Origin of the sequence: Bacillus sp. FJAT-22090 (assembly GCF_001278755.1) — a bacterium.
In the GTDB taxonomy this organism is placed as follows: Bacteria; Bacillota; Bacilli; order Bacillales_A; family Planococcaceae; genus Psychrobacillus.
The window spans coordinates 3,761,804-3,776,367 of the sequence record NZ_CP012601.1; the positions used below are offsets into that span (position 1 = coordinate 3,761,804).

The 14,564-nt window shown below is 36.6% G+C and carries 15 protein-coding genes; 14 read left to right on the plus strand and 1 reads right to left on the minus strand.

Annotated elements, in window-relative coordinates; genetic code table 11:
* Nucleotides 1-187: 187 nt before the first annotated feature.
* The 7 genes from AM499_RS18960 (at nt 188) to AM499_RS18990 (ending at nt 8,458) form a co-directional block, all read left to right on the plus strand.
* Nucleotides 188-928 carry a hypothetical protein gene (locus AM499_RS18960; RefSeq protein ID WP_053591666.1) on the plus strand — a complete coding sequence of 247 codons (741 nt, stop codon included), beginning with the start codon at nt 188-190 and terminating at the stop codon, nt 926-928.
* 243 nt (nt 929-1,171) lie between these two features.
* Nucleotides 1,172-2,254, plus strand: coding sequence for a D-alanine--D-alanine ligase (locus AM499_RS18965; protein WP_053591667.1), 1,083 nt, complete (start codon nt 1,172-1,174; stop codon nt 2,252-2,254).
* 5 nt (nt 2,255-2,259) lie between these two features.
* Nucleotides 2,260-3,627 carry a UDP-N-acetylmuramoyl-tripeptide--D-alanyl-D-alanine ligase gene (locus tag AM499_RS18970; protein WP_053591668.1) on the plus strand — a complete coding sequence of 456 codons (1,368 nt, stop codon included), beginning with the start codon at nt 2,260-2,262 and terminating at the stop codon, nt 3,625-3,627.
* Between the two features lie 21 nt (nt 3,628-3,648).
* Nucleotides 3,649-4,365 carry an alpha/beta hydrolase gene (locus tag AM499_RS18975; protein ID WP_053591669.1) on the plus strand — a complete coding sequence of 239 codons (717 nt, stop codon included), beginning with the start codon at nt 3,649-3,651 and terminating at the stop codon, nt 4,363-4,365.
* A gap of 337 nt (nt 4,366-4,702) precedes the next feature.
* Complete coding sequence (locus tag AM499_RS18980) at nt 4,703-6,253, plus strand: degradosome RNA helicase CshA (RefSeq protein ID WP_053591670.1); 1,551 nt, start codon at nt 4,703-4,705, stop codon at nt 6,251-6,253.
* 227 nt (nt 6,254-6,480) lie between these two features.
* Nucleotides 6,481-6,960 carry a PH domain-containing protein gene (locus AM499_RS18985; RefSeq protein ID WP_053591671.1) on the plus strand — a complete coding sequence of 160 codons (480 nt, stop codon included), beginning with the start codon at nt 6,481-6,483 and terminating at the stop codon, nt 6,958-6,960.
* Nucleotides 6,953-8,458: a PH domain-containing protein gene (locus tag AM499_RS18990; RefSeq protein WP_053592291.1), complete on the plus strand. Its 1,506-nt coding sequence runs from the start codon at nt 6,953-6,955 to the stop codon at nt 8,456-8,458. Before AM499_RS18985 ends, AM499_RS18990 begins: the two co-directional genes overlap by 8 nt.
* Nucleotides 8,459-9,137: 679 nt before the next feature.
* Here the strand turns inward: AM499_RS18990 and AM499_RS18995 are convergent.
* Nucleotides 9,138-9,764: a rhomboid family intramembrane serine protease gene (locus AM499_RS18995; protein WP_053591672.1), complete on the minus strand. Its 627-nt coding sequence runs from the start codon at nt 9,762-9,764 to the stop codon at nt 9,138-9,140.
* Between the two features lie 66 nt (nt 9,765-9,830).
* Here AM499_RS18995 and acpS point away from each other — a divergent pair, with 66 nt between their 5' ends.
* From acpS to AM499_RS19030, 7 genes are all read left to right on the plus strand, one after another.
* Nucleotides 9,831-10,184 carry a holo-ACP synthase gene (gene acpS / locus AM499_RS19000; RefSeq protein ID WP_053591673.1) on the plus strand — a complete coding sequence of 118 codons (354 nt, stop codon included), beginning with the start codon at nt 9,831-9,833 and terminating at the stop codon, nt 10,182-10,184.
* Nucleotides 10,185-10,243: 59 nt separating this feature from the next.
* The gene (locus AM499_RS19005; protein WP_053591674.1) at nt 10,244-11,263 is read left to right on the plus strand and encodes a LolA family protein; all 1,020 of its coding nucleotides are present in this window, start codon (nt 10,244-10,246) and stop codon (nt 11,261-11,263) included.
* A gap of 68 nt (nt 11,264-11,331) precedes the next feature.
* A complete protein-coding gene (alr, locus tag AM499_RS19010) occupies nt 11,332-12,447 on the plus strand; it encodes an alanine racemase (RefSeq protein ID WP_053591675.1) in 1,116 nt (371 codons plus the stop codon).
* Nucleotides 12,448-12,562: 115 nt separating this feature from the next.
* A complete protein-coding gene (locus AM499_RS19015) occupies nt 12,563-12,844 on the plus strand; it encodes a transcriptional regulator (RefSeq protein WP_231687494.1) in 282 nt (93 codons plus the stop codon).
* A 4-nt stretch (nt 12,845-12,848) separates the two neighbouring features.
* Complete coding sequence (locus tag AM499_RS19020; protein WP_053591677.1) at nt 12,849-13,199, plus strand: type II toxin-antitoxin system PemK/MazF family toxin; 351 nt, start codon at nt 12,849-12,851, stop codon at nt 13,197-13,199.
* A 175-nt stretch (nt 13,200-13,374) separates the two neighbouring features.
* Complete coding sequence (locus tag AM499_RS19025) at nt 13,375-14,205, plus strand: STAS domain-containing protein (RefSeq protein WP_053591678.1); 831 nt, start codon at nt 13,375-13,377, stop codon at nt 14,203-14,205.
* Complete coding sequence (locus AM499_RS19030; protein ID WP_053591679.1) at nt 14,202-14,564, plus strand: STAS domain-containing protein; 363 nt, start codon at nt 14,202-14,204, stop codon at nt 14,562-14,564. Before AM499_RS19025 ends, AM499_RS19030 begins: the two co-directional genes overlap by 4 nt.

Below are 14,564 nucleotides of genomic sequence, written 5' to 3' on the forward strand. Positions count from 1 at the left end.
TTTCTATCAAATTTCATTTTTTCCTGTGCAGTATTAACAAACTACAAGTCGCAGCTTACACTTTTCCTATTATAGCTTAAAAAAATGTTTTTTGCTTGTCGGTTAATTAAGACGATGCACGAAAATCATATGTTTCATTTGTAAAAAATTATGCTAATATAAAACAGACAATGAAGGAGTGAACCTAGTGGCAAAAAAAGAGAAAGAAGTAGAAGAATATTTAACGCATCTATATGTACATGTAAATGACATTGAACATTTCGCATTATTTAGTGGACTTACGATCCAACAGTTTATTAAGAATTTCTCTGATTTGTCGGCTCTTTTATTATTAAAACATCATTATGAGGACGCATCTTTTAATATTCATACGCAATTAGAGTTTGTGGTGAAAGAACAATATAATCATTTTCTAAAAGATTATGCAGAAAGACCAACAGCACTTTGTTTGCTTGATTTTTCGGATGAGCGGAAATTAAATATGATGTCCCCTCAGGAACAAGCAGAGCTACTTTACATAGCACACAAAAAAGAGGCATTTCGTCTTCCTTTTTATCATCATATACAAAATCGTTTTGTTTATTTATCAGATGAAGGTCAACAGATCACAAAAATATATTTTCGTGATATTGAGGATATTAACAATTTAATAGCTAGTGTATTTAATCAATACATCCATGAAAAAATGAAATCAACTGCTTTTTGGAGAAAAAAGAACAACGTAATTTTACCTGAATTATCCATAGATAAGGTAGAAGCATACGCTGATTATTTTGAAGATGGTGCATTACTCTCCTTTTTTAAATTAGATAAAACAAACTATGGCATAGAGATTAGAAGCTTACCTGAAAACATTTTTCCGGATGAAGTTCTTGGGGATTTGAACGATCATTTAGCAAAACCTGCAAATTTGATCATACAATTTTAAATTCGGCTATACTTAACGCTTTTGCTACTTTCAGTTGCAAAGGCGTTTATTATATTTTGTGGTAATACTTAATGAAAACGATTCCGATTGTAACAGCATATTATAGTGAAAAAAGTGTTGGGTATGATTTAAGTCGTTGAAGTGCTACCTAAAATAGTTAATTTATATCATCGGTTGATGGTTCATCTCTCGATACAGTACGTGATAAACTAATACTATCCAAAACGTGGAGGTTATTTACAAATGAAAATTAAAATAGGTTTATTATATGGTGGGAAATCAGCGGAGCATGAAGTTTCGTTATTGACGGCAAGAGCAGTTTCTCAAGCTATTAATTTTGATAAATACGAAGTATATCCAGTTTTCATTACTAAAATGGGTGAATGGAGAAAAGGTAGTGCCTTAACTGGTCCTATTGAAGATATTGAGTCTTTAAAGATTGGAAATGAAAATAGTAAGCCTAATACAATTACAAGCTTCTTGCCTGTAGAGGGAGACGTGACTTCACAATTAGATGTAGTTTTCCCGCTACTACATGGTCCTAATGGGGAAGATGGTACGGTTCAAGGTTTACTGGAAGTATTGAACTTACCGTACGTGGGAAATGGTGTGTTAGCATCTGCTGCTGGGATGGATAAAGTAGTGATGAAGCAATTATTTGCACAAGCAGGCTTATCTCAAGTTCCTTACGTGCATTTTATTCGTAAAGAATGGAAAAATGGTCAAGAAGAGTTATTACAAAAAATGGAACAAAATTTAAAGTGGCCATTATTTGTTAAACCGGCGAACTTGGGTTCCAGTGTTGGAATCACGAAAGCAAGTAATAGGGAAGAGCTTATAAAAGCGGTAGAATTTGCTTTCAAATATGATCGTAAAATTATTGTAGAGCAAGGAATTGTAGCTAGGGAATTAGAAATGAGTGTGCTAGGAAATGATTCTCCTCGATGTTCTGTGGCAGGGGAAGTCTTACCAACGAAAGATTTTTATGATTATGAAGCAAAATATGAGGACGGTACAACGAACTATGCAATTCCAGCAGTTATTTCTCCTGAATTATTAAAGAAGATGGAAGATGCAGCGATTCGTGCTTTTAAAGTACTAGATTGCTCAGGTCTTGTTCGTGCGGACTTTTTTGTAACAGATAACGAAGAAGTTGTTATTAATGAAGTAAATACGATGCCTGGATTCACCCCAATTAGCATGTATCCTAAACTATGGATTGAGTCGGGTTTATCTTATTCCGATTTAATTGAAGAATTGATTACTCTTGCAATCGAACGCTTCGAGGAAAAACAACAACTTGAGCATTCGAAGGATGGAGAGTGACATAATTGAAAAAATACTTACAAGAAATCGCAGAATGGTTAGGGATACAAAAACCTGCACTGAATCCACAAGTGACTGGTGTATCAATTAATACAAGAACGCTGCAACATGGGGACATATTTATCCCTTTTCGTGGGGAAAATGTAAATGGCCATCGTTTTGTGAAGGATGCTTTTGATAAGGGAGCAGCAGCGTCTTTTTGGTTAAAAGATGAACCAAATCCTCCAGAGGATGTTCCTCTTTTATTCGTAGAAAGCGGGGAAAAGGCACTTCAGCAGATGGCAGTAGCGTATCGTGAAGAATTGAAAGCTACTTTCATTGGTATAACAGGATCTAATGGGAAGACTTCAACAAAGGATTTAGTTGCCGGAATGTTATCTCCCTATTTTCGGGTGAAAAAAACGGAAGGCAATTTTAATAATGAGCTTGGATTGCCTTTAACGATTCTTTCGCTTGAGGATGACACGGAGTTTGCTGTACTTGAGATGGGTATGAGTTCATTTGGAGAAATTGAATTTTTATCTAATCTTGCAAAGCCTTTGTTTGCAGTAATCACCAACATAGGGGAAGCACATATGCAAGACCTTGGTTCCCGAGAAGGAATCGCGAAGGCTAAATTTGAAATCATATCTGGATTAAAGGCAAATGGACAGCTGTTTTATGATGGGGATGAACCATTATTACGCCCATTTGTGGAAAATGCTCCTTCTATACAGACGAAATCCTTTGGCCTCAATAAACAAAATGATTTATCTATTATTGAAGTGAATTTTACAGAACAAGGAAGCACTTTCCGTGTAGCCGGGGAGTTAAACGAAGAAATGTCTATTCCTGTTCTTGGAGAGCATCAAGTGAAAAATACATTGGCTGCTTTATTAATCGGGAAAGAGGTTGGCTTAACTGCTGAGCAAATGCGAGATGCATTGAAAAAAATAGTCTTAACCGATATGCGAATGCAGGTGATCGAAGCTTCAAATGGCTCTATTTTTATTAATGATGCATACAACGCAGCACCAACTTCAATGAAAGCCGCTATTTCATTTTTGGAAAGCTCATCGATTAAACCAGTTAAGTGGCTTGTACTTGGAGATATGCTAGAGCTTGGTGAAAATGAAAAGCAATACCATGAACAAATGAGTGAGTTTATTTCTAATGATGTATTTACAGGAGTTTGTTTATTTGGACCAAGAATGGAATGGTTATACGGTCGATTAGTCGAGAAATTTAATGAAGACAGTATTATTTGGGTTGAAAATGACTATGAACAACTCATATTATTTTTAGAAAAGCGTATAAACGAAAAATCAATTGTTTTAGTAAAAGGGTCTCGGGGTATGAAATTAGAAAGAGTTATTGAACCGTTTCAAAAATAGAAACGGGAATGGAGGGGCAACATGAAAACAGGAGTACTTTGCATACACGGATTTACAGGTGGACCATATGAGGTGCAACCTTTTGTAGATTATTTACATGCAAATACAGACTGGAAATTTGTTGTTCCTACTCTTCCAGGCCATGGGGAAACGCTATCGCTTGAAAAAATATCCGCAGAAAATTGGATGATGGAAGCAGAGCTAGCACTTAGACAGCTGCAAAAAGAAGTAGATCGTTTGTTTATTATTGGATTTTCTATGGGTGGTGTAATTGCGCTATATTTAGCAAATCGTTATAAAATCGATAAATTGATTTTACTAAGCGCAGCAGCCAAATACATTTACCCCACTCAGTTACTTCAAGACATCCGAGAGATTGCAAAGGAAGCTATGTCTGGGAAGCTAGAAGATAATAACCTTTATAAATTGTATAGAGCTAAATTGAAAGCTACTCCAATTCATGCCACGATAGAATTTATGCGTTTAGTACGTATGGTTGAACCTTATTATGGCCAAATTAAAATACCAATCTGTCTAGTCCAAGGAAAAAAAGATGGGATTGTACCTTATACTACTGCCCAGTTCTTATTTGACCAATTAGGATCAGATAAAAAAGAACTTATTTATTCCGAGGTTGGAAAACACCATATATGTTATAGTGACGACAGTGTAGGTTGGTATAATAAAGCATTCCAATTTTTAATGGAAGAAGAGGTGGAAAGTATAGAGAGTAATTAACTAATTATTATAACAGTTGCTTATTCGTTGCAACGTAGGATATAGCATGATAGACTGTAAAGAGCAATGGATACATTTTGTGTGAAGACTCTTCAGCTTTTTATTGAAGAGTACTTTTTTTTGAACATAACGGTTTGTTGAAGTAATCAGAGTAATTACTCTATAACGAACCGCTCGGCAAAAGACCGGGCTTTCCCTTTAAATAAGACCCCTCTGAACTGAAAACCACAGAGAATTTTAAGAAACGGAAACGTTCCTCGTATAGGCTCGAATTTGCCGCAATTTCATCTGAAAATGTAACCATTTGTCAAAACAGAACAAAAAGGAGATTAAAATTTTGACAAATTTTTCAGAATTAAATATTAGCGCTTCTACACTAAAATCCGTTCAACGCATGGGTTTTGAAGAGGCAACACCAATCCAAGAAGGTACTATTACACATGCTATGGAAGGCCGCGATATTATTGGCCAAGCTCAAACAGGTACAGGTAAAACTGCTGCTTTTGGTATCCCTATGATTGAAAAAATCGATACAAAAAACCCTAATATACAAGCACTTATTATCGCTCCAACTCGTGAACTTGCAATCCAAGTTTCGGAAGAGCTTTATAAATTAGGTTACGACAAAAAGGTTCGTCTTTTATCTGTATATGGTGGTCAAGAAATTGGTCGTCAAATCCGTGCACTTAAAAACAAACCTCAAGTAATCGTTGGTACACCTGGTCGTATTCTTGACCACATCAACCGTCGTACGTTGAAATTAGATCAAGTTCAAACACTTATCTTAGACGAAGCAGATGAAATGCTTAACATGGGATTCATCGAAGACATCAATACAATTTTAGAAAGTGTTCCTGATGAGCGACAAACATTATTGTTCTCAGCTACAATGCCGGGACCAATTCGTAAAATTGCTGATAAATTCATGAAAGATCCAGTAGAAGTAAAAATCAAGTCTAAAGAAATGACTGTTGAAAACATTGAACAGTTCTTCGTAAAAGCTACAGAGCGTGAAAAGTTCGATGTTCTTTCAAGAATATTAAATGTACACCAACCTGAGCTTGCAATTGTCTTCGGTCGTACAAAACGTCGTGTAGACGAATTAGCTCAAGCACTAAGCATTCGTGGTTACCTAGCGGAAGGAATTCACGGAGATTTAAGCCAAGCGAAACGTATGTCTGTATTAAAACAATTCAAATCAAATAAAATTGATATCCTTGTTGCAACAGATGTAGCAGCACGTGGATTAGATATTTCTGGTGTAACACATGTATATAACTTTGATATTCCACAAGATCCTGAAAGCTATGTTCACCGTATTGGTCGTACAGGCCGTGCAGGGAAACATGGTATCGCTGTAACATTCGTAACACCAAGAGAAATGGGTTACTTACGTATCGTAGAGGATACTACGAAAAAACGTATGACACCTCTTCGTCCACCAAGTTCAGACGAAGCGTTAGTCGGCCAACAACGTGTTGCGATTGAAACATTATCAGAAATCGTGAACAAAAATGATTTAGGTGATTACCGCACATTAGCTTCGGAAATGCTTGAAAAGTTTGAAGCTGTTGATGTAATTGCTGCAGCAATTAAATCATTGACGAAAGAACCAGATGATACGCCAATCGCACTTTCTGAAGAACGTCCATTACCTGCTCGTAGAGAGCGTAGCGGTGGTGGCGGACGCAGTGGCGGCGGTGGTTACAAAGGTAATCGCAGTGGTGGCGGCGCGGGACGCAGTTCTTCAGGTCGTGGAGGTAGCGATCGCGGAGGTTCACGTTCAGGTGGCGGAGGTCGTCCTAGCAGCTCACGTCGTAGCAGTGGTCCACGTGATGGCTCTACTCAACGTAGCACTAGAACTCGTTCACCACGTAACGAAAACTAAAATTAACTCAAAGGATGAATCTTACATTTCGATGTGGATTCATCCTTTTTTTATGTAAAATTAAAAAGCCGAGGATAATCGAGTAGTACCATGGAATAATCGGTTGGCTCTCTCAAAAAACCGGATTACTCTATTAAAAGTTGATAGACTGCGAGAAACATTCCTAAAAATTTTGAAACATTTTGTCTTACAAATCGTATACAATGACAAGAGAAGAGGTGTTTACAATGAGAACAGAACCAATAAATCGGATATCCGAAAAAGGGCTTCGCGTGTGGAGAATTTATGGAATCTTTCAAACGCTCCTTGCGATTTTGCTTGGAGTTGGAGTAAGTGTTATAAATTATTTTAATGGGAACTTTATTTGGTTATACATAGTTGTAGGAGCAGTTGTATTATTGATAGCATATTTATTGATTTACTTATTTCCCAAAGTAAGATGGATGCGCTGGCGTTATGAAGTACGTGAACAAGAAATTGAATTACAGCATGGATTATTTGTAGTGAAGCGAACGTTGGTACCAATGGTTCGTGTCCAACATGTTGATACGGAGCAAGGTCCAATATTAAGAAAGTACGATTTAGCTTCTATTACTATTTCTACTGCAGCGACGAATCATACTATTCCTGCACTCATTACAGAAGAAGCAGATGAACTAAGGGGAAGAATTTCTGTACTTGCAAGGGTGGCGGAAGATGATGTCTAACGAAAAATATAAGCTACACCCAATCTCCGCTGTTATTAACTTTGTGAAAGTTTTAAAAGATATGATTGTGCCGTTAATAGCTGTCGTGGTGTTAAATGGTTTTGGAACAAGTACCGAATCAGATGGTTGGTATTCTTATATTACATCAGGTATTTATGCTATTGTTCTAATATTTCTATTAGTTAGCGGTATCATCAAGTGGAAACGGTTTAGATATTGGTTCGAGGATGAAGAATTGCGAATCGAGTATGGATTGTTCGTCAAGAAAAAACGATATATTCCATTTGATCGTATTCAAAGCTTAAACTATACAGAGGGTATTTTTCATCGACCATTCGGTCTTGTTAAAGTAAAAGTTGAAACGGCTGGTGGCGGACCAACAAAAGAAGCGGACGCCGAATTAACCGCAATAACAAAACAAGCCGCTGAACAAATAAAAAAAGAAATGCTACTAGCTAAAAATAAGCAATCAGAAGAAATAGAAATAGATGAATCGATTCTAATAGAAGAAGTTGTAAAAGTAGAGACGCGACCGATTTTTAAAATTTCGATGAAAGATTTATTTGTCTTAGCGAGCACATCTGGTGGAATGGGAGTATTTTTCTCGGGGATAGCCGTATTTGCTTCCCAATTTTCCAATATTATTCCCTATGAAAAAATATATGATGAGATTGTAGTGTTCATTCGTTTTGGAGCCCTTCTAATAGCATTGGCTGTTTTCCTTGTTTTATTGGTTGCCTGGATTGTATCTGTAGTGCTTACCCTTATTAATTATTATGACTTCACTATTCGTGTAGAAGATGACGAGATAATTATTACAAGAGGGTTATTGGAAAAGAAGAAAATCACGCTACCACTTTCTAGAATTCAAGGGGTAAGGATTGTGGAAAATCCTCTTCGGCAATGGACAGGATTTGCATCTGTTATTGTAGATAGTGCTGGTGGGTCCCTAGCAGAGAAGGATGAAAAGATTCGGCTGCTACCTTTAATAAAAAAAGCAGAAATCAATCACGTATTGGAACAGATTTTTCATAAAATTCATATGGAACCAACATTCACAAAAGTTCCGAAGAAATCGAAAAGGTTTTTCTACCGACTAGATTATCTCTGGATTATTCCTATATGCGCGGCTGTTATTTACTTTTTTTATCCGTTTGGGCTCCTGTCGCTTATTTTAATTCCTCTAAGTTACCTCTTAGGAATGTGGCAACATCGAACTGCTGGATATGCAATAGATGGACAGCATTTAATAATGCGCTATCGAAATATTAGTAAAGTAACGATTTGGATGGAAAAGAGACGTATCCAGTCTATGACGGAAAGAACGACTTATTTTCAAAAAAGACAAAACATATCATCCGTTATCACTACTATTAAATCGGGAATAGGTGGCGAATCATCCACTGTTCCTCATTTAGATAAAGCGGATGCAGAAAAGCTACTCAATTGGTATGAACCATTCAAACCTCATACTATAGAAAAAGAACAGCCGGAATAGGCTGTTCTTTTTTAGACTGTAGACAAACTTAATTTTGGGTGCATAGAGTTGTATAATTAAATTCGGCAAGGACCACCACTTCGCTTTCCGTGGGCTTGGCTTCAGCCTCCTCGTCACTGCGTTCCTGCGGGGTCTTCTGCTCAAGCTGTTCCCACAGGAGTCTTCGTGTGGTCCTTACCTTATAAACAATTTTTTATAGATATCTACTATCTTTACTTTTAAATGGATAAAGTAATCTCTTTTGGAGGATTTCTTTATACATAACGTTTATAAAAATACTATTGTCGTCAAGCTGAGGGGCTTTCCAATAAGTCCCTAAAATAAAGCAGATGGAGAAAAACGACTCTTTTTTCTCCATCTGCTTTTGTGTTTCCATCTAATAATGTTGATTGAGTGAAGTAATTGATTGGAGTGAAAGGCGGCGACTCCTGCGGGAAAGCGAGACAGTCCGAGACCCCGCACGTAGCGCTAGAGAGGAAGGAAGGCTAAGGCAGCCTCTTCCTGAGGCAACGCCTTCATGACCAACATCGTGTTGGCCTGAGGAGGCTCGGCGCTCGCCCGCGGAAAGCGTCCGCCTGGAACGGAAATCTATCATATTTTTTAATAGAAGCTACGAAGAAAGAAGCTGCTCTTAAAAGTCATTTTTTTGACTTTCAGGACAGCCTCTTCTATTTAAAATTTATAAAACCTTCAATTTGTTCTTTTTCTTTTTCCATGCTGCGATTCGTTTTGGGTGGAAGTATATTAACCCGATGATAAACCCTGTAACTAGCCCTGCTATATGGGCAGTAACATTAATATTTGCTTGAAGGAATGTCATCACCACACCAATTACAATGATAGGCAAGATAATTTGTTTTAACTGTGGCAATAAATTTTTCGTATAATAAACTAAAGCGCCAAATGCTCCCAAAATACCATAGATTGCTCCACTAGCACCAACGCTCATATAATTCCAATCTTGAATTAAATAGGTAACAATATTACCGACAAGTCCAGATAGGAAGTATATTGTTAAAAAGCGTGCTTTTCCAGTTAATCGCTCTAGCTCTGGACCAAACAGATACAAAGAGAACATATTGAAAAGCAAATGCATAAAGCCAGCATGTAAAAACATTGGTGATATTAATCGCCAATACTCACCTTCACTAATGAGCAAATTAAAACCAATTCCTAAATTAAATATTTGCTCCCCTAGAATTGGAATACCCGTTAGAATAAAGATAACAATATTCAAAGCAAGTAAAATAGACACAACAGGATATAACTTAATATATTGCTTAAAGTTTTCTCTTCTTACAAACATATCGTCACCTCAAATTTTCTAATAATAGTATAGCCTGTATTAGCGGCATTTGAAAGGAGTAACTTCGTGATTACTGGAATTGGATTAGATATTACAGAACTCCATAGAGTGAAATCAATTAAAAATAAAACAAACAAATTCGAAGAACGTATTCTTACAAAAAAAGAAATCGAGCAGATGCAAGGGTTATCCGAAAACAGACAAATAGAATTTTTAGCAGGACGCTTTGCTGCGAAAGAGGCTTTTTCCAAAGCAAAGGGAACTGGAATCGGCAAAAACTGTAGTTTTCAAGATATTGAAATAATTCGAGAGACTAGTGGAAGACCAACCCTTTATTTTAAAGGAAAGCTAGTAAATGGATTTGTTTCAATCACCCATACAAAAGAATATGCAGCTGCTCAAGTAATTCTGGAATCATAAATGGTAGTCCACCTACATACAATGAACGAACGCAGTGATAATAGAAAGGGTGGACTGATTTGAAGAGCCGACTGGCTAAATTGTTGTTTGCATTAACGATGATCCTGATACTTTCTGCATGTGGGGCCCAATCCAAAGAAGACGTGTTGAAAAAGTTGAGCAACAAATGGATAGATACGAAAGGGTATGAACTGACAGCAGAAATGAGTATTCAAACGGGTCAAGATCCAAGAGTTTATCAAGTGGAAGTATGGCACACAAAACCAGATTTTTACCGCGTGAAAGTTGCTGACGCAAAAGAAGAAAATACGCAAATGATTGTTCGAAACAAAGAGGGAGTTTTTGTTGTAACACCTGCACTTAACAAGACGTATAAATTCCAAAGCAAATGGCCATCTGAAAATAGCCAAGCCTATTTAATAGGTTCTCTTGCGGAAGACATTAAAAAAGACAAATCTGCCAAATTTAAAGAAGAAGGTAATAAATACGTCTTTGAAACAAAAACAAATAATAACCATAAAAACATGCTACCGTTCCAAAAAATCTATATCGACAAAAAGACATTATTACCAACGGATGTTTCTATCTTAAATGAAAATAAAGAAGAACAAATTCACATTAAATTTAAAAAGGTGACATTGGGTAAAGTTCACACTGCGGATGAATTCAAAATTGAACAATCACCAACTGGTCAAGCAGATGAAGGGACAGTAGAAGCTTCAGCTGATATGGACAATGCTGAATTTGAAACACACTATCCAATGGCGCAAATTGATCAAGTGCATTTAATTGATGAGAAGGTTTTAGAAGTAGATGGTGATAAGAGAGTTATTTTAACATTTAGCGGTGAAAAAGAGTTTACAATTATTCAACAGCTTACGGAGAAGAGTACTTCTTCAACGATTCCAGTATTTGCACCAGGAGATCCAGTTGATTTAGGGTTTGCTATTGGTGCTGTAACGGATCAATCTATTTCTTGGGAAAAAGATGGAATGTCCTTCTTCCTAGCTTCGTCATCTTTATCGAAAGAAGAAATGATAGAAGTAGCTTCCTCCATGTCCGTAGCTGAACCGAAGTGATTGAGTGTTGACTACTCCTTCGTAAGAGGGGGATAATAAACACTAAAAATGAAAAAGAGGTAAGTTCTATGTCGCAATTATTGTATCGACCAACATTCATTCAAATAAACTTACAAGCAATTCAATCAAATATACAACAATTGAAGCAAACACTCCCAAAGCACACACAAATAATTGCAGTAGTAAAGGCGAATGCCTATGGGCATGGCGATATAGAGGTGGCAAATGCCGCATTAAATGCTGGTGCTAAAGTATTAGCAGTTGCGACTCCAGAGGAAGCACTGCATATAAGAGAGGCAGGAATAACAGCTGAACTTCTTGTACTTGGAGCAGCACCAGCATCTTTTTTCTCAAAAGCCTCTGAGTTGAATATTACATTAACTGCGTATTCTCTTGAATGGCTCCAAACCGTTCAAGATGAATCGCTTAGAGTTCATTTGAAAATAGATAGTGGTATGGGAAGAATCGGTTTCGTAAAAGAAGAAGAATTAAAAGAGGCAATAGCATTTATTGATCAAAAAAAATATCTACAAGTAACTGGCGTATTCACGCATTTTTCCACAGCTGATGAAGAAGATAAAGAACATTTTCATAAGCAAGTAGCTAATTTTGCACGGATGCTTTCATTATTCGAAAGAAAACCGGACATGGTTCATACATCGAATAGTGCTGCTGCTTTAAGGTATCCCGATCAATCTTGGGATGCAGTTCGTTATGGAATTTCCATGTACGGTATTGCTCCTTCTCCATTTATGAATAATTGTTTACCTTTCCCTTTAAAAAGAGCGCTATCTCTCGAAACTGAAGTGGTGCACGTTAAAAAAGTGGAAAAAGGAACACCGATAGGCTATGGGGCTACATACAAAGCTGAAGAAGATGAATGGATTGCAACACTTCCTATTGGATATGCAGATGGACTGTTAAGAAAGCTGCAAAACCAGGCAGTTTTAATAAAAGGAAAAAGGGTACCAATAGTAGGAAGGATTTGCATGGATCAATGCATGATCCGACTAAAAGAACCCGTTTCTATTGGTGAAAAAGTAGTTCTAATAGGCAAACAAAAAACTGAAGAAATCAAAATCGAAGAATGGGCAGATGCACTAGAAACAATACCATATGAAGTTTGTTGCATGCTCTCTAATAGAATTCCAAGGGTATACAGTAATAAAACTTCGACAAAATAATACTACAAGCAGAATTTGTCAAACCATTTCTTATTATGTCTTTTATTTCGCTGATAGTAGTGTTAATATAAAGTATATTGTCATATAGGGAAATGTTTTGTCGGAGGTGTTTGCTGTGGTAAGTGATAAAAAGAAAAAGGAAGCGATTATTCAGCTTCCAAAGCAAATGGTTAATGAAGGAGTAAAAACCGTAAAACAATCATTAGCTGGTAGTGAAGGTATTGTACGTGTACAGGCAAAGGAATATATGAAGAAAGGCCAGTCAAATCTTATAAGAGAAGCGATGATGAAGGGCTATGTTGAAATGTCTCATATAAACTTAACTATCTGCACTGAGTGTTTACATGCAGAGTATGAAGCTCAACATACGACAGAGCGACTCGTAAGTGGAGGATGAAAACTTGATCGTAAAACGTGGGGACGTTTTTTTCGCAGATTTATCACCAGTAATAGGGTCTGAGCAAGGGGGCACCAGACCCGTTTTGGTGATACAAAATGATATTGGTAATCGATTTAGTCCTACTGTCATCATTGCAGCAATTACCGCACAGATACAAAAAGCAAAATTGCCGACACATGTTGAAATAAATGCAAAACAGTATGATTTTGAACGTGATTCTGTTATTTTATTAGAACAGCTACGAACGATAGATAAATCACGACTTACCGATAAAATTACACATCTTGATGAAGATGTAATGGATGAAGTGGATCATGCTTTAGGTATAAGCTTAGGAATTGTAAAATTTTAATACATAGATAAAACACGATGTGTGACCGACGAGACACATCGTGTTTTTTATTTTTTAATATATGTTAAACTATGTAATAACGTGATCTTTTTGAGTAGTTGAAAAAGATGTAAAGTATATGAATATCCGATACAATAATACTAACAATTTTGATTGAGGAGTTGTATGTAATAAAATGAATAAACAAATTGCTGTGTATATTCACGAGCATCTAGATGAAATATTAGAAAAGTGGACAGTGAAAATGGAAGAGGAGAACGACGATCGATTTTTTCAAATAATGTCCGATCAAATTATTAATAACACTGTACGTGAATTTGGAGATTTGATTATATCTAGTTTAACAGAGAGCGAAGAAATATATAAAGTAAAGTTAAATGAGTTCTCGGTCAAAGTAGTACAATACGGATGGTCCGTTTCTTTCGTGTTAAAAGCGCTAACTAATTTTACGAATGTTCTCTATGTAAAAATGGATGAAGACGGTTATTTAAATGAAAAGAATATTCAATCTTATATGGAAATTATTAATAACTGGATGACACCACTAACACATAGTATTGTCGAAGCGTATTCAAAAGTATGGGATAGAACCGTACAAGTACAAAAAATGGCTTTGCAGGAATTATCTGCATCCCTTATTCCGATGTTCGACAAAATTTCAGTAATGCCTTTAGTAGGTACAATTGATACGGAACGAGCAAAATTGATCATGGAAAATTTATTGCATGGTGTAGTAAAACATAGAGCGGAAGTCGTATTGCTAGATATTACAGGTGTTCCAGTTGTAGATACAATGGTAGCGCACCATATTATTCAAGCGGCAGATGCCGTTCGTTTAGTTGGGGCAAAATGTATGCTTGTTGGTATTCGACCAGAAATTGCACAAACAATCGTTGCACTTGGCATCAATTTAAATGATTTTACAACAACTAGCACAATGCAAAAAGGAGTCGAGCAGGCGCTTGCTCTTACAAATCGAGCTATTGTAGAGGTGGATGAACAATGAAAACAAGAATTCCAATATTAAAATTAAAAGACTGCTTAATCGTTTCTATTCAATGGGAGCTAGATGATCAAACGGCAATTTCTTTTCAAGAGGATTTATTGGACAAGCTTCATACTACTTCTGCAAGAGGGGTAGTGCTAGATTTAACTCCAATCGACTTTATCGATTCCTTCATCGCAAAAGTGCTAGGAGATGTTATTAGTATGTCTAGTCTTATGGGAGCAAAAGTTGTCATCACTGGAATTCAGCCTGCAGTAGCAATTACATTGATAGAATTAGGGATTCGACTAGAAAATATAGTAACAGCCCTGGACTTAGAAAATGGATTGGAAAAATTAGAACGAGAATTGGAGGCCTAA

Coding starts and splice junctions, on each gene's coding strand:
- AM499_RS18975 (WP_053591669.1), top strand. CDS start 3,649: ATGAAAACAGGAGTACTTTGCATACACGGATTTACAGGTGGACCATAT.
- alr (WP_053591675.1), top strand. CDS start 11,332: ATGTCGCAATTATTGTATCGACCAACATTCATTCAAATAAACTTACAA.
- AM499_RS18985 (WP_053591671.1), top strand. CDS start 6,481: ATGAGAACAGAACCAATAAATCGGATATCCGAAAAAGGGCTTCGCGTG.
- AM499_RS18990 (WP_053592291.1), top strand. CDS start 6,953: ATGTCTAACGAAAAATATAAGCTACACCCAATCTCCGCTGTTATTAAC.
- AM499_RS18995 (WP_053591672.1), bottom strand. CDS start 9,764: ATGTTTGTAAGAAGAGAAAACTTTAAGCAATATATTAAGTTATATCCT.
- AM499_RS18965 (WP_053591667.1), top strand. CDS start 1,172: ATGAAAATTAAAATAGGTTTATTATATGGTGGGAAATCAGCGGAGCAT.
- AM499_RS19025 (WP_053591678.1), top strand. CDS start 13,375: ATGAATAAACAAATTGCTGTGTATATTCACGAGCATCTAGATGAAATA.
- AM499_RS19030 (WP_053591679.1), top strand. CDS start 14,202: ATGAAAACAAGAATTCCAATATTAAAATTAAAAGACTGCTTAATCGTT.